The following is a 26,524-nucleotide window of genomic DNA, read 5'->3' as shown; positions in this document are numbered from 1 at the left end:
CGTCTGACGCATCGTCATCCCCGGCTCGCCCGTGAGACCGTACGCGCATGACCTCGCGCCCCACGGACCACCCGCGTGCGCTCGACGGCAGGGCGGCCGTCGTGACCGGTGCCTCGCGCGGCATCGGCCGCGCCGTCGCGGTGGAACTGGCCGACTGCGGAGCCCGGTTGTGCGTGACGGCCCGGGACCCGGCCGGGGTGCGCGAGACGGTCGCGGCGCTGCGGGCGCGAGGCGCCGACGCCGTGGGCGTGCCCGGCGACGTGGCCGATCCGGCGCACCTGTGGGAGGTGACGGAGCGGACGATGGCCGCGTTCGGCCGGGTCGACGTCGTCGTCAACAACGCCGCGACGAACCAGCCGTACGGCCCGCTCATGGACGCCGACCCGGACGCCTGGAGGTCCGCCTTCACCGTCAACGTGGAGGCGCCGCTGCGGCTGACCCAGTGCGCGTGGCGGGCGTGGATGAGCGAGCACGGCGGCGCCGTCGTCAACGTGTGCACGGAGGGCGCCGGGCATGTCGGCCCGAACGTCGGCGCGTACGGTACGAGCAAGGCGGCGCTGCTGCACCTGACGGCTCAACTGGCGGGCGAGATGGGACCGTTGGTGCGGGTCAACGCCGTCTCCCCCGGTCTGGTGCGCACCGAGATGGCCCGCTTCGTGTGGGAGCGGGCCGAGGAGTCGGTGGCGGCGGGCCTGCCCGCCGGGCGGATCGGGGAGCCGGAGGACGTGGCGCGGGCGGTGCGCTGGCTGGTGTCGGACGAGGCGTCCTGGATCACCGGCGCCGACCTGCTCGTGGACGGCGGTACGCGGGTGCGTGCCGCCTCACCGGGCGGCGCGGCGAACCCCGTCCACGAGCGGTTGCGTCACCACTTGCCGGGTTCGTAGTCCTTCAGGAAGACGCCGTACACGTCGTCGCCGGCCTCGCCGCGCACGACGGGGTCGTAGACGCGGGCGGCGCCGTCGATCAGGTCGAGCGGGGCGTGGAAGCCCTCCTCGGCGAGGCGCAGCTTGTCGTAGTGCGGGCGCTCGTCGGTGATCCAGCCGGTGTCGACGGAGGTCATGAGGATGCCGTCGGCCTGGAACATCTCCTGCGCGCTGGTCCGCGTCACCATGTTCATCGCGGCCTTGGCGGCGTTGGTGTTCGGGTGTCCGGCGCCCTTGTAGCCGCGGCCGAAGACGCCCTCCATCGCCGAGACGTTCACGACGTACGCGCGACCGCTCCCGGCCTTCTTCGCGGCGTCGGCCATCGCCGGGCGCAGCGCGCTGATGAGGATGAACGGCGACGTGTAGTTGCAGAGCTGGGTCTCCAGGAGCTCGACCGGGGAGATCTGGTCGATGGTCTGCACCCACGTGTTGGACTCGACGACGTCGGGGACGAGGCCGCCCGCGTCGATGGCGGTCCCGGCCAGGTGCCGCTCGACGCTCGCGTTGCCTGCGACGAGCGCGAGGTCGGCGACCTTCTGGGCGTCGAGGCCGCTGGTGCCCAGCGGCAGCGCCTGGATGCCGTCGACGGAGCCCGAGTTGAAGGCGCCGATGACGGTGTGCGGCGGCAGCTCGCCCGCGGGCAGCGGCGCGCTCTCGCCGTCGACGAGGGCGGCGTAGGCGGACGGCAGGCGGCGGACGGTCTGCGTCGCGTTGTTGATGAGGATGTCGAGCGGTCCCGCGGCGGCGACCTGCTCGGCGAGGGCGACGGCCTGGCCCGGGTCGCGCAGGTCGATGCCGACGACCTCCAGGCGGTGGATCCACTCCGCCGAGTCCTCCATCGCCTTGAAGCGGCGGATGGCGTCCTTCGGGAAGCGGGTGGTGATCGTGGTGTGCGCGCCGTCGCGCAGCAGGCGCAGCGCGATGTACATGCCGATCTTGGCGCGGCCGCCGGTGAGCAGGGCGCGCTTGCCGGAGAGGTCGGCGCGGGCGTCGCGCTTGTTCCGGTTCAGTCGGGCGCAGGCCGGACAGAGCTGGTGGTAGAAGTAGTCGACTTCCACGTACCGGGTCTTGCAGGTGTAGCAGGAGCGCGGGCGCTGGAGTATCCCCGCGATCCGGCCCTCCTCGGTCTGCGACGAGGGCAGCAGACCCTCGGTCTCGTCGTCGATGCGCTGCGCGGACCCGGTGGCCGTCGCCTCGGTGACCGCCTTGTCGTGAGCGGTCTTGGCGGCGCGGCGCTCTTGGCGGCGGCGCTGCTTCACGGTCCGGTAGATGCCGGCGGTGGCGCGGCGGACGGTGATCGCGTCGGGGTGGTCGACGTCGATCTGGTCGAGTTCCGCCAGGACGCCGAGACAGACGGCGAGCCGCTCGGGGTCGATGCCGGGGCCGTACGCGACGTCGCCGCTGTCGGCGGTGGTCGGCGTGGCCTCGGCGGCGTCGGCGCCCTGGTTGTCCTCTGTCACGGTCATCGCCGCTGCTGTTCCTCGTGTCGCTCGTGCCGCGGCGGATCCGGGTGTGCCGCGCGGCTGCCAAAAGGCGGCACCTTACAGGTCAATCGGTTGATCCCGCCAGCTCCGGAGGATACTGGCGGGACTGGGGTCGGCCAAATGACGGGCGTCACGCGGGCCGCTTCGGTCAGGCATTCGCCCGCTCGCAGGCGGTCGTGAGTTCCGCCACCTCCTCCCGTACGGCGGTGGCGAGGACGTCGAGGTCGGGGACGGCGTCCGCGTCGGCGACGAGCCCGTAGTGGACCTGCCCGCGGTACGTGGAGACGGCCACGGCGAGCGACTGCCCCTGGGCCAGCGGGGCCAGGGGGAAGACCTCGGCGAGCGGGCAGCCGCCGAGTTTCAGTCCGAGGCTGGGCAGCGGGACGCTGGTGACCAGCAGGTCGAACAGGAGCCGGGCGTTCTGCCCGACGAGGCCGCCGGCGAGTTTGAGGCCGAGCGGTGGCACGTGGTCGGCGAGGAGGGCGACGGCGCCCGCCCCGCGCGAGGGCCCGGCGTCCTTGCGGCGGTCCATGGAGGCGCGCACCGACCGCAGCCGCTCCACGGGGTCGCGCTCGGCGACGGGGAGGCGGACCAGGTAGCCGGAGAGCCGGTTGCCCTGGGGGTGCGCGGTGCGGGGGCGGCGCCGGGAGACCGGGACGAGGGCGCGGGGCTCGACGCCGTCGCTGCCGTCGCCGCGCTCGTCGAGCCAGCGCCGCACGGCGCCCGCGACGACGGCGATCAGCACGTCGTTGACCGTGCCTCCGGCCCGTTTGCGGATGCGGTGCACGTCGTCGAGGTCGAGGACGACGCCCGCGGTGCGGCGGGTGCCGCTGGGCTTCGAGGTGAGGACGGGCGAGGTGCGCACGCCCCAGGTGGCGCGGGCGACGGACGCGCCGATGGACGCGGCCTGCGTGGCGCTGCCGGTGAGCGCGCGGACGTGCTCGGGGTAGCGGCGCGGGTCGAGGTCGCCGATCGTGATGTCGCGCAGGCCGGGGAACGGCAGGCGCAGGCCGCGGCGCGGGGCGGGTCCGGGCTTCGGGGCGCGGGCGGCGGGCAGGTCCATGGGGTCCATGACGGCGGCGGCGAGGGTCAGGGCGCGCAGTCCGTCGGCGAGGGCGTGGTGGAACTTGAACAGGACCGCGAAGGACGCGCCGTCGGCGGCGGGCAGGACGTGCGCCTCCCACGGGGGCCGGGCCCGGTCGAGGGGCCGTTCCATGAGCGCGCCGGCGGCGGCGTGGAAGTCGGTCACGGGGTCCGTGAGCCGCACATGGTCGAGCGGGTCGAAGTCGGTGGCGGGCACGCGGGCCGCGCCGCCGACCGGGACCAGGACCCCGGCGATCCGCATGCGCAGTCCGGGCACGCCCGCGGCGCGGGCGGCGAGCAGCTCGTACGCGTGCCCGGCGGCGCCCGGGGCGTCCGCCTCGAAGACCCCCAGCGCCCCCAGGTGCATGGGGTGCTCGGCGGTCTCGATGTTCCAGAAGGCAAGGTCGAGTGGAGCGAGCAGATCCGAACTCAAGGAGGTCATGGAAGGCTCTCGCGTCGACAATGGGAGAGGCCAGTCAACCCCCAGCGGTCGATTACGTTCAAGTACGATCTAGCCACTCTGCGTTAACAACTGATGAAGACCCGCCTCCTTGTGAGAGGCGGGTCCCCTGTGACTCAGGAGGTACCCCAAGTGGCGTGTCGTTTACGTCACTTGAGGGCGGGCGGCGCCGCGTCGGCACCGGTCCCCCACGCCGACGGCTCGGCGCCGACGGTGAAGGACAGGTTCCGCAGGCCCCGCAGGTCCCCGGTCGTCAGATACGTCTTGCCGTACGCGGCCCCGTCGACCCGCGCCGACTGGATGTACCGGTCGGTGTCCGAGGTGCCGGGCGCCCTGACGGTCAGCGCGCCCTTCGGGTAGTAGCGCCGGTCCAGCCGGATGTCGACGCGCTCGAAGACGGGCGTGGACAGGCTCCACGTGTCCGTCCCCGGCTGCACCGGGAAGATCCCGATGGACGACAGGACGTTCCAGGCGGACATCGTGCCCAGGTCGTCGTTGCCGGTCATGCCGGTCGGGGTGTCGGTGAACAGGGTCAGCGCGGCGTGCACCACATCGGTGGTCTTCCACGGCTGGCCGGTGGAGAGGTAGGTGTACGGCGCGATCAGGTCGGGCTCGTTCTGCGGGTTGTACTTGTCGGCGTTGTAGTAGTCGTACGGGCCGTTGACCCACACCTCGCGGGCGGTTTTCGCGGGGTCCTTCAGCAGCTCGTCGTAGGCGAAGAACGAGTCGAGCCGCTTGTTCGCCGCGTCCTTTCCGCCGATCAGGCCGACCATGCCGGGCAGGTCCTGCGGCACGAGCCACTGGTACTGCCAGGACGTGCCCTCATGGAAGCCCTCGCTCTGCGCCGGGTCGGCGGGGCCGGTGAAGGCGCCCGAGGCGTCCCGCGCGCGGAAGAACCCGGTCGAGTCGTCGAAGATCTTCCGGTAGTTCTGCGCGCGCTCGGCGTACCGCTTCGCGTCGTCCTCGTGCCCCAGCTCCTTCGCCATCTGCCCGAGCATGGCGTCGGACAGCGCGTACTCCAGGGTGGCCGAGGCGCCGTGGTCGTAGTCGGAGTCGCCGGGCTTCACGTGTGCGCGGCCCTTGATGTACGGCGCGAACCCGTCGGCCAGGTACTCCTTGTTGGCCTCGCGGCCCACGGGCGCGGAGTCGGCCGGCGGCACGCCGTCGGCGTTCTTCTTCAGGGCCCGGTACGCCTCCTCCTCGTGCCCCTTGAGCAGGCCCTGCTGGTAGGCGTTGGTGAGGAACGGGGTGACCGGGTCGCCGGTCATGATGTTCGTCTCGACGGTGCCGTAGCCCCACTTCGGCAGCCAGCCGCTGTCCTTGTCGATCCGGAGGACCGACAGGGCCATGTCCCGCGACTCGCGCGGGGCGAGCAGCGAGAGCAGCTGCGCCTGGGTGCGGTAGGTGTCCCACAGCGACCAGTTCTGGTAGTACGTGAAGCCCTTGGCGCGGTGGATCTGCTGGTCCCAGCCGGTGTAGCGGCCGTCGACGTCGCTGCCGATGTTCGGCGCGAGGAACGAGCGGTACAGCGAGGAGTAGAAGGTCCGGCGCAGGGTCTCACTGCCGCCCTGTGCCTTCACGTCGTCGAGCCGGTCCTCCCACGCCGCCTGCGCGGCGCCGCGCACGGAGTCGAAGGAACGCCCGCCCTCCTTGGCGAGGTTGAGCGCGGCGCCGTGCGCGTCGACGTAGGAGATCGCGGTGGTCGCCTCGACGGTGCGGTCCTTGGTGGTGTCGAAGCGGAGGTACGCGCCGTTGCGCTCGGCGTCGGCGGACGAGGCCCTGGAGCCCTCGGTGACGGTGTCGCCCTTCCAGGTGCCCGAGGTGGCGAAGGGCCGGTCGAACCTGGTGATCGTGTAGAGCGTGTACTGCTTGGTGTCCTGGCAGAAGCCGCTGCCGGTGATGGCGGTGCGCACGGTCCGGCTGTCGAGGATCTCGACCTCGGTGTGCACGGTCTTGTGCAGCGACTGACCGGCGTTGATCAGCACGTTGGCCTTGTCGGTGGCCGGGAACGTGTACTTCTGCACGCCGGTCCGCTTCGTGGCGCTCAGCTCCGCGTCGACACCCGACTTCAGGCCCACCTGGTAGTAGCCGGGCGACGCCTTCTCGTCGTCGTGGCTGAACTCGGCCGCGTACGTCGCGTAGTCCGTGCTCCCGATGTCGCCGACGGTCGGCAGCACCGGCAGGTCGCCGCCGAGGCCGCAGCCCACGCCGGACAGGTGGACGGTGGAGAAGCCACGGATGCGGTTGTCCGAGTGGTCGTAGCCGGTGTTGTGCCCGGTGTCGGGCGAGAACTGGACCATGCCGAAGGGGACGGCGGCGCCCGGGTAGGTGTTGCCCTCGTTCTCGGTGCCGATGAACGGGTTGACGAGGTCGGTGAGCCGGCCGGTGTCCGCGGCGGCCGAGGCCGTCGCGGGCACCGCGAGCCCCGCGCCGAGCAGCCCCGCGCCGAGCAGCGCCGCGGCGGCCGCGAGGGCCCCCAACGCACGGGATCTGAACCGATGGTGACGGGTATTCATGTTGCACCTTTCCTGGTCAGGAGCAGTTCGCCACGGTGTCCTGCGAGGCGTCGCGGATCAGCGCCCGCTGGGCGTCGCGCACCCGCTCGACATCCGGCTTGACGACCCTGCGGTCGTAGGTGAGCAGGCCGTTCAGCTCGCCCTCCACGTCGGAGATCTGCGTGTAGACCGCGCCGTTGCCGCCCTTGCAGGCCAGCGCGTGCACCTCGTCGAGCTTCTTGAGGTAGTCGTCCGTGTACGTCGCCGGGTCCACGTCGACGTAGGACTGCTGGACCGACCAGGCGTGGCCCGGCACCGCGAGGCCGAGGCCGCCGTACTCGCCCGCGACCAGGGCGCGTTCGCCGTCCGGCTGCGGTGGCAGGGCGGGGCTCGGGTAGCCGTGCTCGTCCATGATGTCGCCGGTGCCGCCGTCGCGGCCGAGGTTGAGCCCGGACTGGCCGTTGATCAGCCGGGTCGGGTCCCAGGACTTCGCCTGGTCGGCGATGCGGGCCTCGTCGTACTGGCCCCAGCCCTCGTTGAAGGTGACCCACATGATGACCGACGGGTGGTTGACGTGCTGGTCGATCATCGTCTTCATCTCGCGCTCGTACTCGGCGCGCGCCGCGGCGGACGGATTGCGCCCGGCCTCCATCGCCGGCATGTCCTGCCACACGAGCAGGCCCAGCTTGTCGGCCCAGTAGAACCAGCGGTCGGGTTCGACCTTGATGTGCTTGCGGACCGAGTTGAAGCCCATCTTCTTGTGCATCTTCAGGTCGTACGCGAGGGCCTCGTCGCTGGGCGCGGTGTGCAGCCCGTCGGGCCAGAAGCCCTGGTCGAGGGTGGCCATCATGAAGACGGGTTCGCCGTTGAGGATCGTGCGCGGAGTGCCGTTCACCTTCTCGACGGAGATCGAGCGCATCCCGAAGTAGCTGCCGATCCGGTCGCCGCCGACGCTCACCTTGAGGTCGTACAGGAACGGGTCGTCGGGCGACCACAGACGCGGCTTCGCGATCTTCAGGGTGAGCGGGCCGCCGGAGGTTCCGGTGGCGGTGGCGACCTTCTTGCCGTCCGCGTACGCCGTCGCCGTGACGGGCAGGCCGTCGCGGACTCCGGTGGTGGCCACGGCCACGTCGCCGGTCTTCGCGTCCGGCGTCACCTTCAGGTCGGAGACGTGGTCGGCGGCGACGGGCTCCATCCACACGGTCTGCCAGATGCCGGAGGACGGGGTGTACCAGATGCCGCTCGGGTCGAGGCGCTGCTTGCCCACGGGCGGGTTCTCGGCGTCGTCCGCGTCGGTCGGGTCGTACACGCCGACGATGAGTTCCTGGGTGCGGCCGGGCTTGAGGGCGTCGGTGACGTCGGCGCTGAACTTGTCGTAGCCGCCCTTGTGATCGGCGACCTTCGTGCCGTTGACGTAGACCTCGGACTTCCAGTCCACGGCGCCGAAGTTCAGCTTCAGACGCTGCTTGTCACCGACCTTCCAGTCGGCGGGCACGGTGAAGGTGCGGCGGTACCACATGCGGTCCTCGTGGCGCTGGACGCCCGAGAGCTGGGACTCGACCGGGTAGGGCACGAGGATCTTCTCGGCGAGGTTCTTGCCGACGGGCGGCTGCTCGCCCTCCTCGGCTCCGGCGAACTGCCAACTGCCGTTGAGGTTGCGCCACTTGTCGCGGGTGAGCTGAGGCCGCGGATACTCGCGGTGGGCGTTGGCCGGGGTGACGTCGTCACCCCATTTCGTGGTCAGCTCGTACGTCGAGTGGTTGGGTCCGCTCGACCAGAAGGCGCCGACCGCGGCGCCGTCCGCACCGGCCAGCCCGCCCTTGCCGTCGTACGTCACGTCGGCGAGGCCGGAGGCGTCGCCCTCCTTGTTGCCGACGACCGGCTCGTCGAGGGCCACGAGGAGCGCGCGGGGGTCGTCGGGGTCGGCCTTCGCCGCGCCGAGCGGCCACGTGGCGCCGCCGATGACGGCGCCCAGGTGGTCCTCGACTCCGGCGGGCACGGAGCCGAGTTTCTGCGCGAAGTCGAGCTTCAGGGTGCGGCCGTCGCCGAGCACGGTGGTGCCGATGGCGCCGTCGTACGTCCAGTCGTCGGGCAGCCGGAACGCGGAGGACGGGACGGCCTCCTTCTGCTCGCCGGGCTCGGTCCAGCGCAGATGGAGGTTGGAGCCGCCGTAGTGCTCAAAGTACTCGACCTTGATGTCGACGGCCTCGCCCGCGGTCAGGTCGACGGGCTGGGAGGTCTGTTCCTTGTCCCAGTCGTCGACCCAGTGGTCGATGACGAGCTTGTGGTCGACCCAGAGCCGGAATCCGTTGTCACCGATCATTGACAACGTTGTCGGACCGGTTTTCTCCGGCACGAGTTTTCCGGTCCAGCGCACGCTCGCGTCGTCCGCCTGTCCGGTGGCGGAGGAGAGGCGGGACTCAAGGCTGTCGAAGTCGATCCGCGGGTCGAAACCGGTGGCCTTCAGCTCGTCGAAGTCGAAGGCGCCCGCCGCGGACTGTGTGTAGTACTCGCCCTTGAGCCCGTGGGGCACGACCACGTCGTCCTCGGCCGCGGCGGTGGCGGACGGGGCGAGGGTGAGGGCGCCGAGGCCCAGGGCCGCGGTGAGGAGCAGGGACAGGTGCTGTGCGTTGCGTCTGAGGTGTCTGGTGCGCACGGATCCTCCTGGCCGGGACTGCGTCGAGGAAGAGTGGCGGCTCGCCGCTCAGGTTTGTGCAACTGCGTTGGAGTTCGTCGGACTTCGTTGAACATTGTTGCTGGAGTGGGCCGTTGGCATCACAGCACGCGGGGACGGCGCGGGCAAGACCGCGCGAGGCACAAAATCCGCCGCCCCTCCTCCGATCGTCGGGGCTGCCGTCCGGCCTGAAACCGCGCTGAAGCCGGGCTGAAGGCGCCCTGCCGCACGCTCTGCGGCATGACCACTCCCTTCATGACACCGACGACCGGTTCCGCGCCGCCGCCCGCCGTCGTGGCGCGCGGGCTGCGCAAGGCCTACGGAAAGAAGACCGTGCTGGACGGCATCGATCTGGTGGTGCCGGCCGGGACGGTGTTCTCGCTGCTCGGGCCGAACGGCGCGGGCAAGACGACCGCCGTCAAGATTCTTTCCACGCTCGTCCGCGCCGACGCCGGTGAGCTGTCCGTCGGCGGGCACGATCCGGCCGTCGACCCGCAGGCCGTGCGCCGGGCGATCGGGGTGACCGGGCAGTTCTCCGCCGTCGACGGGTTGATCACCGGCGAGGAGAACATGCTGCTGATGGCCGATCTGCACCATCTGCCCCGCCGCGAGGGGCGCCGCGTGGTCGCCGAGTTCCTCGAACGGTTCGACCTCACCGACGCCGCGCGGAAGCCCGCCGCCACCTACTCCGGCGGCATGGCGCGCCGCCTCGACCTCGCCATGACACTGGTCGGCGGGCCGCGCGTCCTCTTCCTCGACGAGCCGACGACCGGCCTCGATCCGCGCAGCCGGCACACCATGTGGGGCATCGTCCGCGAGCTGGTCGCCGAGGGTGTCACCGTCTTCCTGACCACGCAGTACCTCGACGAGGCCGATGAACTGGCCGACAGGATCGCCGTGTTGAACGAGGGCCGGATCGCCGCGGCGGGCAGCGCCGAGGAGTTGAAGCGGCTCGTGCCGGGCGGCCACGTCCGCCTGCGGTTCACCGACCCGGCCGCCTACCGCGCCGCCACCGCCGTACTGCGCGAGGTCACCACGGACGACGAGGCGCTCACCGTGCGGATCCCCAGCGACGGCACCCAGCGCGAGCTGCGCTCCGTCCTCGACTGGCTGGACTCGGCCGGTGTCGAGGCCGACGAACTGTCCGTGCACACCCCCGACCTCGACGACGTGTTCTTCGCCCTGACCGATGGTGCTGCGGGGCCCCACCCCACCAAGGAGGCCGTGCGATGAGCGGTTCCCTGTCCCTCGCCGTACGCGATTCGGCCACGATGCTGCGCCGCAATCTGCTGCACGCCCGCCGCTACCCCTCGCTGACTTTGAACATCCTGCTGACGCCGATCGTGCTGCTCCTGCTGTTCGTGTACGTGCTCGGTGACGTGATGAGCGCGGGCATCGCCGGCGGGCCCGCCGACCGCGCCGCGTACCTCGGCTATCTCGTGCCGGGCATCCTGCTGATGACGATCGGCGCCACCCCGGCCGGGACCGCGATCTCCGTCTCGATGGACATGGCGGCGGGCATCATGGCCCGTTTCCGTACGATGGCCATCCATCGGGGGTCCGTGCTGATCGGCCATGTCCTCGGCAGCGTGTTGCAGGCGGTCGCCGCCGTGCTCGTCGTCGGCGTCGTCGCGGTGGCCGTCGGTTTCCGGTCCACGGACGCGACGGCGGTCGAGTGGCTGGCGGCGTTCGGCCTGACGGTGCTGGTCGCCACGGCGCTGAGCTGGATGGCCGTCGGCCTCGGCCTGGCCAGTCCGAACGCGGAGGCGGCAAGCAACAACGCGTTGCCGCTGCTCCTCCTGCCGCTGATCTCCAGCGCCTTCGTGCCGATCGACACGATGCCCGGCTGGTTCCAGCCGATCGCCGAGTACCAGCCGTTCACGCCGCTCATCGAGACGCTGCGCGGCCTGCTGCTCGGCACGGAGATCGGTGGCAGTGGGTGGCTCGCCGTGGGCTGGTGCGTGGCCCTGACCGTGCTCGGGTTCTGCTGGTCGAGGGCGTTGTTCAGCCGCGATCCGAAGTAGTCGGGGCGAGGGCCGCCTCGCGCAGTCCGTCCCGCCCGAGGGCGGCGTACTCGGCGACCGCGTCGGCGTACGCCGCCCCGTCCACCCGCTCGGCCGCCCGCCGGGCGCGCCCCGCCGCCATCGTGGGCTGGAAGTCCCGCAGCGCCCACAGCCGTTCGGCCAGGGCCAGTGTCCGTACGGCGCCGGGGGCGCGGTCCGCGAGAGCGGCCACGGCGAGCGCGTGCAGCAGGGTGCCGAGCACGGGCAGGCCCAGGGTCCGGGCGTCCGGCCCGGCGAGCACCGCCCGCAGCCGGTCGACGGTGGCGGCGACCGGCGCCGTGTCCCCCGCGTACGCGTGCGCGGTGACGGCGGTGGCCTGGATCTGCAACGCCCACGGGTCCCGCCACAGTTCGCCGCCGCGCCGCGTCCCCGCGCCGGACAGCCGGGCCACGGCGCGGCGCCACAGGGCGAGCCCGGTCTCCGTGTGCCCGCGGGCGAGCGCGATCTCGGCGCGTACGCCCAGGTCGGGGCTGTAGAAGGGGTCCTTCTGGGCGGTGCCTTCGGCCTCCGCCCGGTGCTGCCAGGACTCGGCCTCGTCCGGTTCCCCGCGTTGCAGGCAGGCGAGGGCGTACCCCCAGCGGATGCCCACGTAGTCGTTCTCGTCGCCGAACCGGGGCAGTGCCTCGCGGGCCGCGCCGAGGTACCGGTACGCGGCGTCGCCGTCGCCCGTCGTCAGGCACAGCTGGCTGAGCCGCGAGTAGCCCAGGACCTCCAGGGGCGGGCTGTCGACGGAGCCGAGGACGTCGACGGCCCGCCGCGCCGAGGCGAGCGCGCGGTCGATGTCATGCTCGTACTCCCACACGTACGCGGCGACGGTCTCCGCGACGGACACCACCAACGGGTGCGGGTCGGCGCAGAGTCGGCGCAGCACGTCGTACTCGGGAGGCCGCATCTCGGGCACCGCGTTCAGGACGACGGCGATCGCGCGCAGCAGTGTGTCCGGCGGGGCCGCGGGCAGGCGGCGCAGGGTGACGAGGTGGCGTACGACGTGGGGCGCGTGGTCGGCGACGAGGCCGGCGGCGCACAACACGGCGGCGGCGCGGGTGACTTCGACGTACTCGGGTTCGGGGTGGTAGTGCGACAGTGGGGCGCCGGTGTCACCGGCGAGCGCGGTGAGGCGGGCGAAGTGGGAGTCGGTGGACCACAGTGCGGCGAGCACGGCGGTGACGGCGGCGGTGGTGGGGCCGTCCTCGCGGGCGAGGGCGTGCCGCAGGGCCGCGACGAGGTTGTCCTGCTCGGCCTTGATCCGCTCCCCGGCCTCCGGCGGCCTCGGGCCGAGCAGTGTCTCGTAGTGGGTGACGCCGAAGTCCCGTGCCCAGTCGCGGAGTCGACGGGACACCCGCTCCTCGTCGCCGGTGTCCGCGCGGCGGGCGGCGCTGAACTCGCGCACGGTCTCCAGCATCCCGAAGCGTACGCCGGACGGGGTGTCGGTGACGATGAGCAGCGACTGCTCGACCAGTTGCTCCAGCAGTTCGGGGGCGGCCGCGCCGAGCACCCGCTCCGCCGTGTCGCCGAGGAAGCCGCCGGGGAAGACGGACAGGGTGCGCAGAGCGGCGCGGGCCTCGTCGGTCAGCAGGTTCCAGCTCCAGTCGACGACGGCGTGCAGGGTGCGGTGGCGTTCGGGCACGTCGCGTACGCCACCGCGCAAGAGGGCGAACCGGTCGTCGAGGCGGTGGGCGATCTCCGGTACGGACAGGGTGCGTACGCGCGCCGCGGCGAGTTCGACGGCGAGCGGCAGTCCGTCGAGGTGGCGGCAGAGTTCGGCGACCGCGTCCGGTGGCAGTTCGACGCCGGGCCGGGCGGCCCTGGCCCGCTGGGTGAACAGTTCGGCGGAGGTGTCGGGGCCCAGTTCCGGGAGCGCGTGGACGGCCTCGGACGTGAGGCCGAGCGGGGCGCGGCCGGTGGCGAGGACGCGCAGTTCGCGGGCGCGCGACAGCAGGGTCCGCACGAGGTCGGCGGCGCCCTCGACGACGTGCTCGCAGTTGTCGAGGACGAGCAGCGCGGGCCCCGCGCCGAGCGTGCCGACGATGCGTGCCACCGGGTCGGCGGGCGCGTGTGCGCCGATGGCGCCGTGCCGCCCCTCCCCCGCGCCGAGCGCCGACGCCACCTCGGCGGCGACGTCCGCGTCCGCGGGGATTCCGGCCAACGGCACGGCGTGCACGACGCGTTGCTCGGCGGAGCGGGCGACGGCGTACGCGAGCCGTGTCTTGCCGAGGCCGCCGGGGCCGACGACGGTGACGGCGCGGGAGGCGCGCAGCAGGCGCCGCACGGCGGCGAGGTCGTCGGCGCGGCCCAGGAGCGGGTTCGGTTCGTGCGGCACGCCGTGCCGGACGACGGGCGGTTCGTCGCGCAGCAGTTCCTGGTGCACGTCCTTGAGGGCGGGCCCCGGATCGGTGCCCAGTTCCTCGCGCAGGTCGCGGCGGTGGGCCTCGAAGCGGGCGAGCGCGGCGGACGGGCCCGCGGTGGCCGCTTCCGCGCGCAGCAGTTCGGCGAGGACCTCCTCGTCGCGGGGCTGGCGCGCGGCGGTCTCGGTCAGGGGGCCGCACGCTTCGGCGTACCGGCCGAGCCGGGCGAGCGCGAGGGCGCGCGTGCGGTCGAGGGCGGCGCGGACGGGGAGGCGTTCGGCGCGGAGCGCGGCCACGGGGTCGTGCGGGGCGTCGCTGTCCGCCGTGCCGCCCTCCCACAGGGCGAGTCCGGCTTCGGCGGCGCCCAGGGCGCCGGCGTGGTCGCCGGTCCTGGACCGGTGGGCGCACTCCGCGGCGCGGAGCAGCAGTGCGGAGGCGTCGACCTGTTCCTCGTCGAGGGCGAGCCGGTAGCCGGTCGGGGTGCTGGCGACGATGTCGGCGCCGAGCTGGGCGCGGGTGCGGGCGACGAGGACGTGCAGCGCCTTGTCGGGGTGTTGCGGCTGTTCGTCGGGCCACAGGCCCGCCACGAGCCGGTCCGCGCCGCAGCCGGTGCGCGGCCCGCTCGCGAGGAGGGCGAGCAGGCCGCGCAGGCGGGGGGCGGTGATCTCCTGGCCGCGGTGGGCGACGCGGGTCAGGAGGGTGAGGTCGGGGCTCATCCGTGCAGATTAGCCAAGGGGGTTGGTGGCGTTGGTGGTTGAGGGCGCGGGGCGCTGCCCAGCGCCCCGCTTCTCATTCGCCGGAGGGGCTGGAGAGGTGGTTCGGTCGGAGCGTGCGGGTGGTGAGTTGGGCGGCCAGCGCCAGCAGGCAGAGGGCGCCGGCGATCGACCAGATCGTCACGTACGCGGAGAGGGTGGGGGTGTCGGTGTGGGCGAGGACCAGGGATCCGAGGACGACGCTGAAGGCGGCGCCGCCCGCGCTGCCGCCGAGTGTCTTGAAGTTGTTGTAGACGGCGGTGGCGCTGGCCGTGCGGTCCGCGGCGCTGCTCTCGACGATGACGGTGGGCAGGCCGCCGAGCGCGAGGCCGACTCCGAAGCCCACGAGCGCGTTGGCGACGGTGAACGGGACGAGACCGGAGTGCAGCGCGATCAGCCCGCCGTATCCGCAGGCCAGCAGCGTGAACGCGAGCAGGAGGAGGCGGCGGTAGCCGATCCGGGTGGCGAGGTTCGCGCACAGGGACGAGCCGAGGAACGCCATGACGTGCGGGATCGTTCCGCACAGGCTGATCTGCCAGGCGGCGAGGTCGAAGCCGTACCCCGCCCGGTCGGGCGACGTGGCCATGAAGCTGACCGCGACGGTCTGGCCGCCGAGGAGGACGGCGCCGAGCACGAACCCGGAGCCGTAGTAGGGGGCGCTCTGCCTGCGGCCGAGGGCCCGTACGTCCACCAGGGCCTCGGGGTTGCGCAGTTGGAGGCGGGCCCAGACGTACAGGAGCGCCACCGACAGGGCGAGGCCGCCGAGCGTGGGCGCCGACAGCCAGCCCCAGGAGGAGCCGCGGGAGACCGTGCCGAGCAGGAGGACCAGGGCGACGGCGAGGAGCGCGGCGCCCGACCAGTCCATCCGGCCGCTCGCCCGGGTGGTGGACTCGGGGATCGCGAGGAACGACAGCACGACGCAGGCGACGGCGAGCGCGGCGAGGGTGAACAGGGTGGCGCGCAGATCGCCGAGGAGCGCGAGCAGCGGGCCGACGAGGGCGTGGCCGAGGACCGAGCCGAGGGTGAGCGAGCCGACGAGGAGGCCGACGGCCCGGCGTCCGCCGTCGACGCTGAGCCGGTCGCGGACCAGGCCGATCTCCAGCGGCAGGAGCGCGGCGAGGGGGCCCAGCAGGGCGCGGCCGAGGAGCAGCACGCCGAGGTTGGGGGCGCAGGCCACGAGGACGGCGCCGACCGCGATGGTGCCGAGCGCGACGCGGATCATGCGCCGGTGTCCGTAGAGGTCGCCGAGGCGGCCGAAGGCGGGGACGCTGACGGCGGCGGCCAGGTACTGCACGGTGGTGATCCACTGGGCCTGGCCGGTGCCGATGCCCTGCCACTCCTGGATCTCGGGGACCAGGGGCACGGCGGCGCCCTGGAGGAAGCCGCTGATCAGCTCGAAGGCGACGAGCAGGCCGACGACGGCGCGTACGCTGCCGCCGGTCGTCGGGGTCCCGGTGGTCGCGGTGGTCGCGCTCATGCGGCGTCCCCCTGCTGGAGGTCTCGCGCGGCGTCGCGGCCCTCGGCCGGGGCGCTCCGGGAGAGGCGCCCCTCGGCGAGCGCGGCGAGCAGGGCCGCCTGCCGGTACAGGACCCGGTCGTCGAAGACCGCGCGCGGCGAGTGGTTCACGGCCGTGTGCGCGGGGTCGGCGCCCTCGGGTGCGGCGCCGACGAGCAGCATCGCGCCGGGGGTCCGCTGGAGTACGAAGGCGAAGTCCTCGGAGCCGTTGGCGGGCTTGGGCGCCTCCCACACCTGGCCGTCGCCGAACAGATCGCGGGCGGTGTCGAGCGCGAAGGCCGTCTCGTCGGGGGTGTTGACGGTGACCGGGTACCGCACGTCGTACGTGACCTCGGCCTCGATGCCGTGGGCCTCGGCGATGTGGTGGACCAGGCGGGGCAGTCCCTCGATGAGGCGCTCGTGGACGGCCTCGGAGTAGCTGCGCACGGTGGCCTCGAACGTGGCGGTGTCGGGGATGACGTTCTGCTGGGTGCCCGCGTGGAAGGTGCCGACGGTGACGACGGCCGGGTCGAAGATGTCGAAGCGGCGGGTCACCCAGGTCTGGATCGCGGTGACCATCTCGCAGGCCACCGGGATGGGGTCCTTGGCGCCGTGCGGGGTCGAGCCGTGGCCGCCCTGGCCGCGTACGGTCACGGTGAGCACGTCGGAGGCGGAGGTGACGGTGCCGGCGCGACTGGCGATCATGCCGCCGGGCAGCCGGTCGGCGGCGACGTGCAGGGCGAACGCGGCGTCGAGCGGCTTGCCCGCGGCGTCGAGCACGCCCTCCTCGATCATCGCGCTCGCGCCGTTGAACCCCTCCTCGCCGGGCTGGAACATGAACACGACGTCGCCGTCGAGGTGTGCGCGGCGTTCGGCGAGCAGCCGGGCGGCGCCGACGAGTCCGGCGGAGTGCAGGTCGTGGCCGCAGGCGTGCATCGCGCCGGGGGTCTCGGACGCGTACGGGACGCCGCTGCGCTCGGTGATGGGCAGGGCGTCCATGTCGGCGCGCAGCAGGACGGCGCCGCCGGGCCTGCCGCCGCGCAGCACCGCGGTCACGGAGCTGAGGTTCTTTCCGGTGGTGATCTCCAGGGGCAGTCCTTCGAGGGCGGTGAGGATCTTCTCCTGGGTGCGGGGCAGGTGCAGGCCGAGTTCGGGCTCGCGGTGCAGGGCGCGGCGGAGCCCGACGAGGTCGGGCTGGAGTTCCTGGGCGCGTTCGGTCGACGACACGAGGGGTGAACCTCCGGATGAGCCGGTGGAGTTGAGCGGGAAGGAACGGGCGGAAGCGGGGCGTGCGCGGGGTCAGGCGGGCAGCAGCAGCTGCCGGGCGATCCCGTTCTTCTGGATCTCGGAGGAGCCGGTGAGCACGCGGAACATGCGCAGCTTGCGGAAGAGGGACTCGACTTCGGCGCCGCGCACGAGGCCCGCCTTGCCGTGGATCTGTACGGCCTCGTCGGCGATGCGGAAGGCGCTCTCGGCGACGAACAGCTTGCACATGAAGGCTTCGGTGCGCGGTTCCCGCCCGGCGTCGAGGTCGGCGAGCGCGTCGTACGTCATGCTGCGGGCCGCGTAGTAGGAGGTGGCCATGTCGGCGAGCTTGTGCTGGATGGACTGGAGCGCGCCGAGGGGTGCGCCGAAGACCTGCCGGGTGCGGGCGAAGTCCACGGTGAGGGCGAGGGCGCGGCGGGCCGAGCCGAGGGCGGTGGGGCAGTGCAGGAGCCGGTTGGTGGTGACGCGGCCGAGTCCGATGCGCAGCCCGTCGCCGACGTTGCCGAGCAACTGCCCCGCCTCCACACGGCAGTTGTCGAGGACGATGTCGCTCTCGATGTGCTCGCCGGACATGGGCGTCTCGCCGGGCAGCACCGTGCAGCCGGGCGCATCGAGGTCGACGAGGAACGCGGAGAACACCGGCTTGGCGTCCTCGGGCGCGCCCGGCTCCGGGGCCATCCGCGCGATGAGGACGGAGAAGTCGGCGAACGGTCCGGCCGAGGAGAACACCTTGTGCCCGGTGATCCGCCAGCCGTCGCCGTCGGGGGTGGCGACGGTCCTCATGGCACGGACGTCGGATCCGGCGTCGGTCTCGGTGAGGGAGAAGCAGCAGGCCCGCTCGCCGCGGATGACCGGCTCCAGGTATGTCCTGGCCTGGTACTCGGTGGCGTACTGGAGGATGGATCCGGCGCGCAGGGGGCCGCCCATGTCGCCGAGGACGCTGTGCTGGAGGATGCGCCCGGAGGCGCCCACCTCCTCCTTGAGCGCGGCGAGTTCGGTGTGGGTGAGGTCCTGGCCGCCGTGCTCCTTCGGCAGGTGGATGCCGTAGAAGCCGAGTTCGCGGCTGCGCCGCCAGACGGGTTCGAGCTGGGCGCGGGTGTAGCCGCCCTCGGCCGTGAGCCCCAACTCCTGCTCGTAGTCCGCGAGTTCGCCTTCGAGGTAGTCGCGCAGGCGGCCGACCAAGTCCTGGAGCCGGGGGTTGTCGTCGTACGTGGGGGTGAGGGTGAAGGTCATGGCGGTCTCCTGTCAGTGGACGCGGCGCTCGGCGCCGGCCCAGTGGCGCGCGCGGACGGCGCGGCGGTCGATCTTCCCGTTGCGGTTCACGGGCAGGGCGTCCACGAACTCCACGGACCGCGGCTTCTTCACGCGGGCGAGGCGCTCGGCGCAGAAGTCGACGATCTCGGCCTCGCCGACCTCGGCGCCGGGCCTGCGCACGACGACCGCCTTGACGGCCTCGCCCCAGGTGTCGTCGGGGACACCGACGACACATGCCTCCGCGAGCGCGGGGTGGGCGTACAGGACGGCCTCGACCTCGCTGCAGTAGACGTTGTAGCCACCGGAGATGATCATGTCTTTCTTGCGGTCGACGATGAACAGGTAGCCGTCCTCGCGCAGATAGCCCAGGTCCCCGGTGTGCACCCAGCCGTTCCTGAACGTCTCGGCGGACAGTTCCGGCTCGTGCCAGTATTCGCTGACGCAGTCGGGGCCGCGGGCGACGACCTCGCCGATCTCCCCGGCGGGCAGTGCGGCGCCCGCCTCGTCCACGACACGTATCTCGGTGTCGAACACCGGTCGGCCGCAGGAGAGCAGCAGGTCGGGGTCGGTGGTGGTGCCCGCGAGGACGTCCTCGCGGGTGAGGACGGTGATGCCGCTGGTCGTCTCCACCTGCCCATAGCCCTGCATGACGATCGGCCCGAACGCCTCGACGGCGTCCCGCAGCCGCTGCGGGGAGACCGGCGCGCCGCCCACGTGCAGGGACCGCAGGCTCGTCAGGTCGGCCGAGGGGGTCTTCGGGTGGGCGAGCAGCATGCCGAGCATGGTCGGCACGAGGAACGTCGCGGTGACGCGTTCGGTCTCGACCGTCCGCAGGAACAACTCGGCTTCCCAGGTGGGCAGTACGACGACGGTGGCGCCGGAGGCCAGCAGGGCGAGCAGCGGCATGCCGGGGGCGTGGGTGATGGGTCCGGCGGCGAGGTAGCACTCGGGGTGCGCGGGGTCGCCGTCCGAACTCATCATCCGCTTGCGCATGTTGGCGAGCCGGTTGCCGTGCGTCTGGACGGCGGCCTTCAGTTTGCCGGTGGATCCGGAGGTGAAGTTGAGGACGGCGGCGTCGTGCTGGTCGACCTCGACGGCGACGGTGTTCTCGCTCCCCTCGGCGAGCAACGCGGCGTAAGTGAGGGCTTCTTGGTCGCCGTAGTCGACGAGCAGGCAGTCCACGGAGGCCTGCTCCAGGGCGGCGCGGGCGGCCTCCAGGCGCTCGCCGTCGACGAACAGGACGCGGACGTCGGCGTCGTCGAGGATGTGCGCGACCTCGTCGACGGAGAGCCGGGGGCTGATGGGGACGCGTACGAGACCGCTCTTGGACAGCGCCATCTCGGTCTCGACGGCCTGCGCGCAGTTGCCCGCGTACGTCGCCACGGCCTGGCCGGGCACGAGCCCGCGGCCGATGAGCGCGGAGGCGAGGCGGTTCGTGCCGCGCTCCAGCTCCCCGTACGTCAGCCGGCGCTCACCGCAGATCAAGGCTTCGCGGTCGGGCCAGAAGGTGCTGCTGCGAGTGATGTACGTGCCCAGGTTCACGGATTGCTCCCACGCTCGACGGCTCAAATCATCATGGCGGCCATTAGTGGACAGCGTGTCTATAAACCTTCGGGGTGTCAATGATCAGGTGTACGCTTCCGACATCAATGGGGGACGCGAGAGGAGCCGGAACCATGCCGCCGGAAGCGGGCGATCGCCGAGTACGCCGCACCCGACGCCTGTTGCGCGACGCCCTGGTGGCGCTGTCCCTGGAGCGGGGCTACGCGACCGTGACCGTGGAGGACATCACGGAGCGGGCCGACCTGGGCCGGGCCACGTTCTACAAGCACTACACGGACAAGGACGACCTGCTCGACCGCGTGGTCACCGACCTGCTCGACGAGTTGCAGGACCGGTTGAGCCCGCTCGTCCAGGCCTCCGAGGTGGGCTTCACCGGCAAACCGGCGCTGGAGATCTTCCGGCACGCCGACGAGGAGCGGGACGCCTACCGGATGATCCTGCGCGGCGAGGGCGACGGCCGGGCGCTGCGGCAGTTCACGCAGGCGCAGGCGGCGGCGACCGCCGAGGTCTTCCGGGCCCGCGCCGCGCACGAAGGGGTCACCCCCCGGATCAGCGTCGACGTCCTGGCACACGCCTGGGTAGGCGAGCAACTCGCCGTACTGGGCTGGTGGTTGGAGCAGGACCCCCGCCCGATGCCTCCGGAGGAGGCCACCCGCATGCTCCTCGACCTGTCCCTGCGGGGCCGCTACTGGGCCAACGGCTTCACGGGCGAACCGCCGGTCCCCGACCCCGCGTAGCGGTGTGGGGCGGGGCTCAGTGCACCGCCTGCCCCTTGCCGAGGGCGATCACGCCCGCCTTCGACACGGTGTAGAGCTCCGCGTCGCGTTCCGGGTTGACGCCGATGGTGGCGCCGACCGGGACGTCGACGTTCTTGTCGAGGACGGCGCCGCGGACGACCGCTCCCCTGCCTACCCGCACGTTGTCGTGGAGCACCGAGTTCTGCACGACGGCGCCGTCCTCGACGACGACGCCCGGCGAGAGCACGGAGCGGGTGACCTGGCCGCGGATGACGCAGCCGGGGCTGACGATGGACTCGGACGCGATGCCGCCCGCGCAGAACTTGGCGGGCGGCAGCTGGCCCGGGTGCGTGTAGATCGGCCAGCGGCGGTTGTCGAGGTTGAAGACCGGGGCGTCCGAGATGAGGTCCATGTGGGCCTCGTAGTACGTGTCGAGGGTGCCGACGTCGCGCCAGTAGCCGTGGTCGCGCTCGGTCTCGCCCGGCACGTGGTTGCCGTCGAAGTCGTAGAGCTGGGCGACGCCGCGCTCGGTGAGCATCGGCACGATCGAACCGCCCATGTCGTGCGCCGAGTCCTCGTCCTCGGCGTCCGTCTGGAGCGCGTCGACCAGGACCTTGGTGGTGAACAGGTAGTTGCCCATCGAGGCGAACACCTGGTTCGGGTTGCCCGGCAGCGGCGGCGGATCGGTCGGCTTCTCCAGGAAGGCCTCGATGCGCGTGCCGTCCCGGGCCGGGGTGATGATCCCGAACGCGGACGCCTCCGCGCGCGGCACCCTGATGCCGGCGACCGTGACGCCCGCGCCCGACTCGATGTGCTGGCTGAGCATCTGCCGCGGGTCCATCCGGTACACGTGGTCGGCGCCGAACACCGCGATGTAGTCGGGCTGTTCGTCGTGGACCAGGTTCAGGGACTGGAGAATCGCGTCGGCGCTGCCCGAGTACCAGCGCGGTCCGAGCCGCTGCTGCGCCGGGACCGGCGTGACGTAGTTGCCGAGCAGGCTCGACATCCGCCATGTCGTCGTGACGTGCCGGTCCAGCGAGTGCGACTTGTACTGCGTCAGCACGCAGATCCGCAGGATGTCGCCGTTGACCAGGTTGGACAGGGCGAAGTCCACCAGGCGGTAGGTCCCGCCGAAGGTCACCGCGGGTTTCGCCCGGTCCGCGGTGAGCGGCATCAGCCGCTTGCCCTCCCCGCCCGCCAGTACGATCCCCAGCACCGAAGGTCCGCCGCGCATACCAACCCCCCTGCGTTGTAAAGGTGTTCAGGCGCCGCCGAGGATCTCCTCGTACACGTCGACCGTGCGCCGCGCCACCGTGTCCCAGCCGAACTCCGCCGCGGCCCGCTCCCGCCCCGCCTCCCCCATGGCGCGCGCCGCGCCGGGATCGGCCACCACCCGGTTCAGGGCGTCCGCGAGGCCCGCCTCGAACGCGCCCGGGTCCGCTTCCGCGTACGGCACGAGGAGCCCGGTCTCGCCGTCCGCCACCACCTCGGGGATGCCGCCGACCCGGGAGGCGACCACCGCCGTGCCGCAGGCCATCGCCTCCAGGTTCACGATGCCGAGCGGCTCGTACACGGAGGGGCAGACGAACGCCGAGGCGTGCGTGAGGAATTGGATGACCTCACTGCGCGGCAGCATCGACGGGATCCACCGCACGCCGTCGCGCGTGGCCTTCAACTCGTCGACCAGTTCACGGAACTCGCGGCCGATCTCCGGGGTGTCGGGCGCGCCCGCGCACAGCACCAGCTGGACGTCCTTCGCCAACTCCTTTGCCGCGCGCAGCAGATGAGGCACGCCCTTCTGGCGCGTGATGCGGCCGACGAACAGGACGTAGGGGCGCCCCGGGTCGATGTCGTAGCGGCGCAGCACGTCCGTGCCGGCGTCGGCGTGGTAGAGGGAGACGTCGATGCCGTTGTGCACGACGCGGACCTTCTTCGGCTCCAGGGCCGGATAGCAGCCCAGGATGTCCTTGCGCATCGCGTGCGACACGGCGATCACGCCGTCCGCGGCCTCGATCGCGGTCCGCTCGGCCCACGCCGACAGCGCGTAACCGCCCCCGAGCTGCTCGGCCTTCCACGGACGCAGCGGCTCCAGGGAGTGCGCGGTCATCACGTGCGGAATCCCGAGGTGCAGCGCCGCGAGGTGCCCGGCCAGGTTGGTGTACCAGGTGTGGGAGTGGACGACGTCGCGGCCCTGGAGCGCGGCGGCCATGGCCAGGTCCACGGAGAGCGTGCGCAGCGCGTCGTTCGCCCCGTCGAGCGCGGGCCAGGCGCGGTGCCGGCGCACGCCCTCGGACGTGCCCTCACCCCACGTGTGCACCTCGAGATCGACCAGCGGGCGCAGCTCGCGCGCCAGGAACTCCACGTGCACGCCCGCGCCGCCGTAGACATCCGGCGGGTACTCCCTGGTCAGCAGTCCCACACGCACGCGTGGCCCCCGTCGTTCCCTCGGCAGAACTCGGCTCGGATCACTGTTCGGATTGCTGTGCGGATCGCTGTTCGGATGCGCACCCTCATGGTCACCCATGGAGGGCGCCGCGCGAAAGAGCGCGGACGACCCGGAGTCCCCGCGGGTCACCGGGGCACCCGTCCTGGGGATGACACACGACGCGACCTACTCCAACGGCAGTAGGACTCAATGAGTGCTCAGGTCGGACGACACGGAAGGCGGAAAAGGGCGATCGTAGGGAGTATGAGAAGCGACCGTTCGCCACGCCGCACCCCAGGGGGCGCCATATGAGCGACCTGGTGCTTTCCGTGCTGCTCTCGCTCGTCTCCGCCGTCGCGTACGCGGGCGGGGCGATCGTGCAGGAGCGCGTGGCGGCGACGAGTCCCGCGGCGGCGTACGCGCCGCTGCGCAGGCCCGCGTGGTGGGGGGCGGGCTGCCTGAACGGGCTGGGCGCGCTGCTGCACGTGGCGGCGCTGGCCTACGGGCCGCTGAGCGTCGTCCAGCCGCTGGGCGCGCTCACGATCGTGCTCGCGCTGCCGATGTCGGCGCTGCTCGTGGGCCGCAGGGCGGGCACGACGGCCTGGCGCGGGGCGATCATGGCGACGGTCGGGCTCGGCGGCATGCTGGCGCTGACCGGCGCCACCACCGAGCAGACGCTGGGCGGCTCGCAGCGGCTGCTCGTCGGCCTGGTCACGGCGGGCGGCGTGCTGGTTTTGATGTCGTCGGCCCGCGCGGCGCACCGGCATCCGGTGGTGCGCGCGGTGCTGCTCGCGATCGCGGCGGGCGGCTCGTTCGGCATGGCGTCGGTGTTCACGAAGTCCGTGACCGAGGACTGGACGGGGCAGCCGCTGGAGCAGCTCGCCACGCTCCTGGCGATCGTGGGCCTGGCCGCGGCCGGAATGCTGCTGTCACAGGCCTCCTACCGGGGCGCGGGGCTCGCGGCGCCGCTGGCGACCGCGACGGTCGTGAACCCGGTGGTGGCGGCCACGGTGGGCATCACGATGTTCGGCGAATCGTTCCGTTACGGAACGATCGGCACGGTGCTGGCGCTGGGCTGCGGTGTCGTGGCGGCGGGCGGCCTGATCCTGCTGACCACGGAGCGCATGGGCCGCGGCCGCCGGGCGGGCGCCTCGGTCGTCTCGCAGGGCGTGACCCCGGCGATCCCGCCCGTGGTGCCGGACAGCCCCGCCGGGCTCGACTGCGTGCCGCTGCCGCCGCGCGCCCCCGATTCCCGGCACCGGTCGCCGGGTGGCTGCTCGCCCTCGGAGGACATCAGATCCTGACGCCGTGGGCCCGCAGGTACGCCAGCGGGTCCACGTCACTGCCGAAGCCGGGCCCGGTCCGCACCTCGAAGTGCAGATGCGGGCCCGTGCTGTTGCCCGTGGAACCGGAGCGGGCGATGCGCTGGCCCGCCACCACGTGCTGGCCGCTCTTCACGGAGAGCGCCGACAGATGCCCGTACTGGCTGTACCGGCCGTCGGAGTGCCTGACGACGACCTCGTAGCCGTACGAGCCGCCCCACCCGGCCGACACGACCCGACCCGCGGCGACGGCCTTCACGGAGGTTCCGGTGGGCACCGCGAAGTCGACGCCCGTGTGGTACCCCTTCGACCAGGAGGAACCGGCGGCGCGGTACGGGGTGCCGACGGAGGCGGAGACGGGGGCGACGACGCTGTGCTCGGTCGCCTTGGTGGTGCTCGCCTTCTTGGGCTCGGCTTTCGGGGCGGCCTTCTTCGGCTCGGCCTTCCTGGGCTCCGTTTTCTTGGGTTCCGCCGTGCGCGGGGCGGCCTGCTTCCCGGCCTTCGTCCCCGACACGGACAGGCGCTGCCCCGGAACGATCAGGTCGGGGTCGGCGCCGATGGTCGCCCGGTTCGAGGCGTAGAGCGCCCGCCAGCCGCCGGAGACGGACCGCTTGTCCGCGATGCCGGAGAGCGTGTCCCCGCTGATCACCGTGTACATCCGGGCGTGGCCCGCCCGGGACTGCGGCGTCGTCTCCGGCTTCACGTCCTGGACGGTGCGGGCCGGGGTGCGCTCCGCGGCGGTGCGGGTCAGGCCCGCGCGCTGCGAGCACACCGGCCAGGCACCCGGCCCCTGCCCCTTGAGCACCTTCTCGGCGACGGCGATCTGCTGGTCCCTGGTGGCCAGGTCGGCGCGCGCGGCGTAGGCGGTGCCGCCGTACGCGGCCCAGGTGGAGCGGGTGAACTGGAGGCCGCCGTAGTACCCGTTGCCGGTGTTGATGCTCCAGTTGCCGGAGGACTCGCAGGCGGCGACCTTGTTCCACGTCTGCGCGTCCGCGGCCTGCGCCGTGCCGGCGCCGATGACGGGGATCGCCATGCCGACACCGCCCACGGTCACGGTGAGCGACGCCCGGTTGACCCGGCTCGGCCTGTACCGGCGGTGCCGGCCCCGTATCGCCATGAACGCCTCCTCAGCCACACGTAGGAGCGGCAAATTAGCCGCTCCTACGGAGGTGGACAAGAGAGGCTTTGGCCACCTTGGCGTGATTCAGCCCCTCAAGTGCCCCGGCAGCCACCGGAGTTGGGCGGCCTGCTGGAAGGGTCCGCCGCCCTCGTGGTCGTTGAAGGCGTACACCTCGATGGACTTGTCCGTGCCCGCCCAGTGGTTGTACGCAGCGAAGACGGTGGACGGCGGGCAGGTGAGGTCCTCCAGGGCGGCGGAGAACAGGGTCGGCGCCGTGGCGCGCGCCGCGAAGTTCATGCCGTCGAAGTACGAGAGCGTCCGGAAAGCGCGCTCGTCCTCGCCGATGTGGGCCTTGAGGTAGAGGGCGATCTCGCGGTACGGGTGACGCTCGGTGAGCGTGGCGGCGCGCCGGAAGTCGCACAGGAACGGCACGTCGGGGGCGGCGGCCTTGAGGTCGGGCACGAGGCCGGCCACGGCGATGGTGATGCCGCCGCCCTGGCTGCCGCCGGTGACGGCGACGCGGGAGGCGTCCACGAGCGGGTGCGCGCGGGCGGCGTCGACGGCGCGCACGGCGTCCGTGTAGACGCGCCGGTAGAAGTACTCGTGGGGGTCCTGGATGCCGCGGGTCATGAAGCCCGGCTGGGACGGCGTGGAGCCCACCGGGTCGGCGGTGTCGCCGACGCTGCCGCCGCTGCCCTGCCCGCGGGTGTCCATCACGAAGTGCGCGAACCCGGCGGCCGCCCACTGAAGGTGCTGGTGCGGCAGGCCGCGGCCGCCCCCGTAGCCGATGTACTGGACGACGGCCGGAAGCGGCTCGTCCGTGCCCTTCGGCAGCACCAGCCACCCCTTCACGGGATGCCCGCCGAAGCCCGCGTACGTAACGTCGAATACGTCCACCGCGGTGTACGGGACGTCGACGGGCTCGAAGCGCGCGTCGAGGTCGTGTTCCCGGGCCTCGGCGAGGGTCTTCTCCCAGAAGGAGTCGAAGTCGTCGGGGGCCGTCAACTCCGGCTGATAGGTACGCAACGCATCGAGCGACAGGTCGAAATGAGGCACGCACGGCT

The 26,524-nt window shown here is 72.4% G+C and carries 18 protein-coding genes; 5 read left to right on the top strand and 13 right to left on the bottom strand.

From position 1 onward, the window contains the following. The first annotated feature begins 47 nt into the window (after positions 1 to 47). Positions 48 to 884, top strand: a complete 837-nt coding sequence (locus tag ACYBSK_RS15865; protein ID WP_460246543.1) for an SDR family oxidoreductase — start codon at positions 48 to 50, stop codon at positions 882 to 884. Here ACYBSK_RS15865 and ACYBSK_RS15860 read toward each other — a convergent pair. From ACYBSK_RS15860 to ACYBSK_RS15845, 4 genes are all read right to left on the bottom strand, one after another. Next, positions 863 to 2,389: an SDR family NAD(P)-dependent oxidoreductase gene (locus ACYBSK_RS15860; protein ID WP_460246542.1), complete on the bottom strand. Its 1,527-nt coding sequence runs from the start codon at positions 2,387 to 2,389 to the stop codon at positions 863 to 865. The two genes, ACYBSK_RS15865 and ACYBSK_RS15860, sit on opposite strands and share 22 nt — an antisense overlap. Positions 2,390 to 2,555: 166 nt before the next feature. Then, positions 2,556 to 3,923, bottom strand: coding sequence for a wax ester/triacylglycerol synthase family O-acyltransferase (locus ACYBSK_RS15855; protein WP_460247037.1), 1,368 nt, complete (start codon positions 3,921 to 3,923; stop codon positions 2,556 to 2,558). Positions 3,924 to 4,099: 176 nt separating this feature from the next. Next, positions 4,100 to 6,466 (bottom strand): GH92 family glycosyl hydrolase, encoded by a 2,367-nt coding sequence (locus tag ACYBSK_RS15850; RefSeq protein WP_460246541.1) that lies wholly within the window; start codon positions 6,464 to 6,466, stop codon positions 4,100 to 4,102. Positions 6,467 to 6,482: 16 nt separating this feature from the next. Then, positions 6,483 to 9,101, bottom strand: coding sequence for a PA14 domain-containing protein (locus tag ACYBSK_RS15845; protein ID WP_460246540.1), 2,619 nt, complete (start codon positions 9,099 to 9,101; stop codon positions 6,483 to 6,485). A gap of 273 nt (positions 9,102 to 9,374) precedes the next feature. Between ACYBSK_RS15845 and ACYBSK_RS15840 the strand changes: the two genes are divergently transcribed. Beyond that, positions 9,375 to 10,352, top strand: a complete 978-nt coding sequence (locus ACYBSK_RS15840) for an ATP-binding cassette domain-containing protein (protein ID WP_460247036.1) — start codon at positions 9,375 to 9,377, stop codon at positions 10,350 to 10,352. After that, on the top strand, positions 10,349 to 11,143 hold the full coding sequence (locus ACYBSK_RS15835; protein ID WP_460246539.1) for an ABC transporter permease: 795 nt from the start codon (positions 10,349 to 10,351) through the stop codon (positions 11,141 to 11,143). The genes ACYBSK_RS15840 and ACYBSK_RS15835 overlap by 4 nt, the downstream gene beginning before the upstream one ends. Here ACYBSK_RS15835 and ACYBSK_RS15830 read toward each other — a convergent pair. The 5 genes from ACYBSK_RS15830 to ACYBSK_RS15810 form a co-directional block, all read right to left on the bottom strand. Then, positions 11,124 to 14,243 carry an ATP-binding protein gene (locus ACYBSK_RS15830; protein WP_460246538.1) on the bottom strand — a complete coding sequence of 1,040 codons (3,120 nt, stop codon included), beginning with the start codon at positions 14,241 to 14,243 and terminating at the stop codon, positions 11,124 to 11,126. The genes ACYBSK_RS15835 and ACYBSK_RS15830 overlap by 20 nt on opposite strands. Before the next feature lie 73 nt (positions 14,244 to 14,316). Next, positions 14,317 to 15,756 carry an MFS transporter gene (locus ACYBSK_RS15825; RefSeq protein ID WP_460246537.1) on the bottom strand — a complete coding sequence of 480 codons (1,440 nt, stop codon included), beginning with the start codon at positions 15,754 to 15,756 and terminating at the stop codon, positions 14,317 to 14,319. Then, positions 15,753 to 17,000 (bottom strand): M20 metallopeptidase family protein, encoded by a 1,248-nt coding sequence (locus tag ACYBSK_RS15820; protein WP_460246536.1) that lies wholly within the window; start codon positions 16,998 to 17,000, stop codon positions 15,753 to 15,755. Before ACYBSK_RS15820 ends, ACYBSK_RS15825 begins: the two co-directional genes overlap by 4 nt. 72 nt (positions 17,001 to 17,072) lie before the next feature. Next, positions 17,073 to 18,272, bottom strand: coding sequence for an acyl-CoA dehydrogenase family protein (locus ACYBSK_RS15815; protein WP_460246535.1), 1,200 nt, complete (start codon positions 18,270 to 18,272; stop codon positions 17,073 to 17,075). 12 nt (positions 18,273 to 18,284) lie between these two features. Then, complete coding sequence (locus ACYBSK_RS15810; RefSeq protein WP_460246534.1) at positions 18,285 to 19,835, bottom strand: AMP-binding protein; 1,551 nt, start codon at positions 19,833 to 19,835, stop codon at positions 18,285 to 18,287. Positions 19,836 to 19,969: 134 nt separating this feature from the next. On the opposite strand from ACYBSK_RS15810, the gene ACYBSK_RS15805 reads away from it, so the two are divergent. Further along, positions 19,970 to 20,593, top strand: a complete 624-nt coding sequence (locus ACYBSK_RS15805; protein ID WP_460246533.1) for a TetR/AcrR family transcriptional regulator — start codon at positions 19,970 to 19,972, stop codon at positions 20,591 to 20,593. A 16-nt stretch (positions 20,594 to 20,609) separates the two neighbouring features. On the opposite strand, the gene glgC is transcribed toward ACYBSK_RS15805, so the two are convergent. Both glgC and glgA read right to left on the bottom strand, forming a co-directional pair. Next, the gene (gene glgC / locus ACYBSK_RS15800) at positions 20,610 to 21,827 is read right to left on the bottom strand and encodes a glucose-1-phosphate adenylyltransferase (RefSeq protein ID WP_457477719.1); all 1,218 of its coding nucleotides are present in this window, start codon (positions 21,825 to 21,827) and stop codon (positions 20,610 to 20,612) included. 27 nt (positions 21,828 to 21,854) lie between these two features. Then, positions 21,855 to 23,012 (bottom strand): glycogen synthase, encoded by a 1,158-nt coding sequence (gene glgA / locus ACYBSK_RS15795; RefSeq protein ID WP_460247035.1) that lies wholly within the window; start codon positions 23,010 to 23,012, stop codon positions 21,855 to 21,857. Between the two features lie 314 nt (positions 23,013 to 23,326). Between glgA and ACYBSK_RS15790 the strand changes: the two genes are divergently transcribed. After that, entirely contained in the window at positions 23,327 to 24,322 is a 996-nt protein-coding gene (locus tag ACYBSK_RS15790; RefSeq protein ID WP_460246532.1) for a DMT family transporter, read from the top strand. Here the strand turns inward: ACYBSK_RS15790 and ACYBSK_RS15785 are convergent. Together ACYBSK_RS15785 and ACYBSK_RS15780 are read right to left on the bottom strand one after the other, a co-directional pair. Then, positions 24,312 to 25,457 (bottom strand): transglycosylase family protein, encoded by a 1,146-nt coding sequence (locus ACYBSK_RS15785; protein ID WP_460246531.1) that lies wholly within the window; start codon positions 25,455 to 25,457, stop codon positions 24,312 to 24,314. The two genes, ACYBSK_RS15790 and ACYBSK_RS15785, sit on opposite strands and share 11 nt — an antisense overlap. Before the next feature lie 87 nt (positions 25,458 to 25,544). Continuing rightward, positions 25,545 to 26,516 carry an acetylxylan esterase gene (locus tag ACYBSK_RS15780; RefSeq protein ID WP_457477716.1) on the bottom strand — a complete coding sequence of 324 codons (972 nt, stop codon included), beginning with the start codon at positions 26,514 to 26,516 and terminating at the stop codon, positions 25,545 to 25,547. Positions 26,517 to 26,524: the final 8 nt, after the last annotated feature.

Source organism: Streptomyces sp. BYX5S, from assembly GCF_054724165.1.
This window is presented reverse-complemented; position numbering and strand designations above follow the sequence as displayed.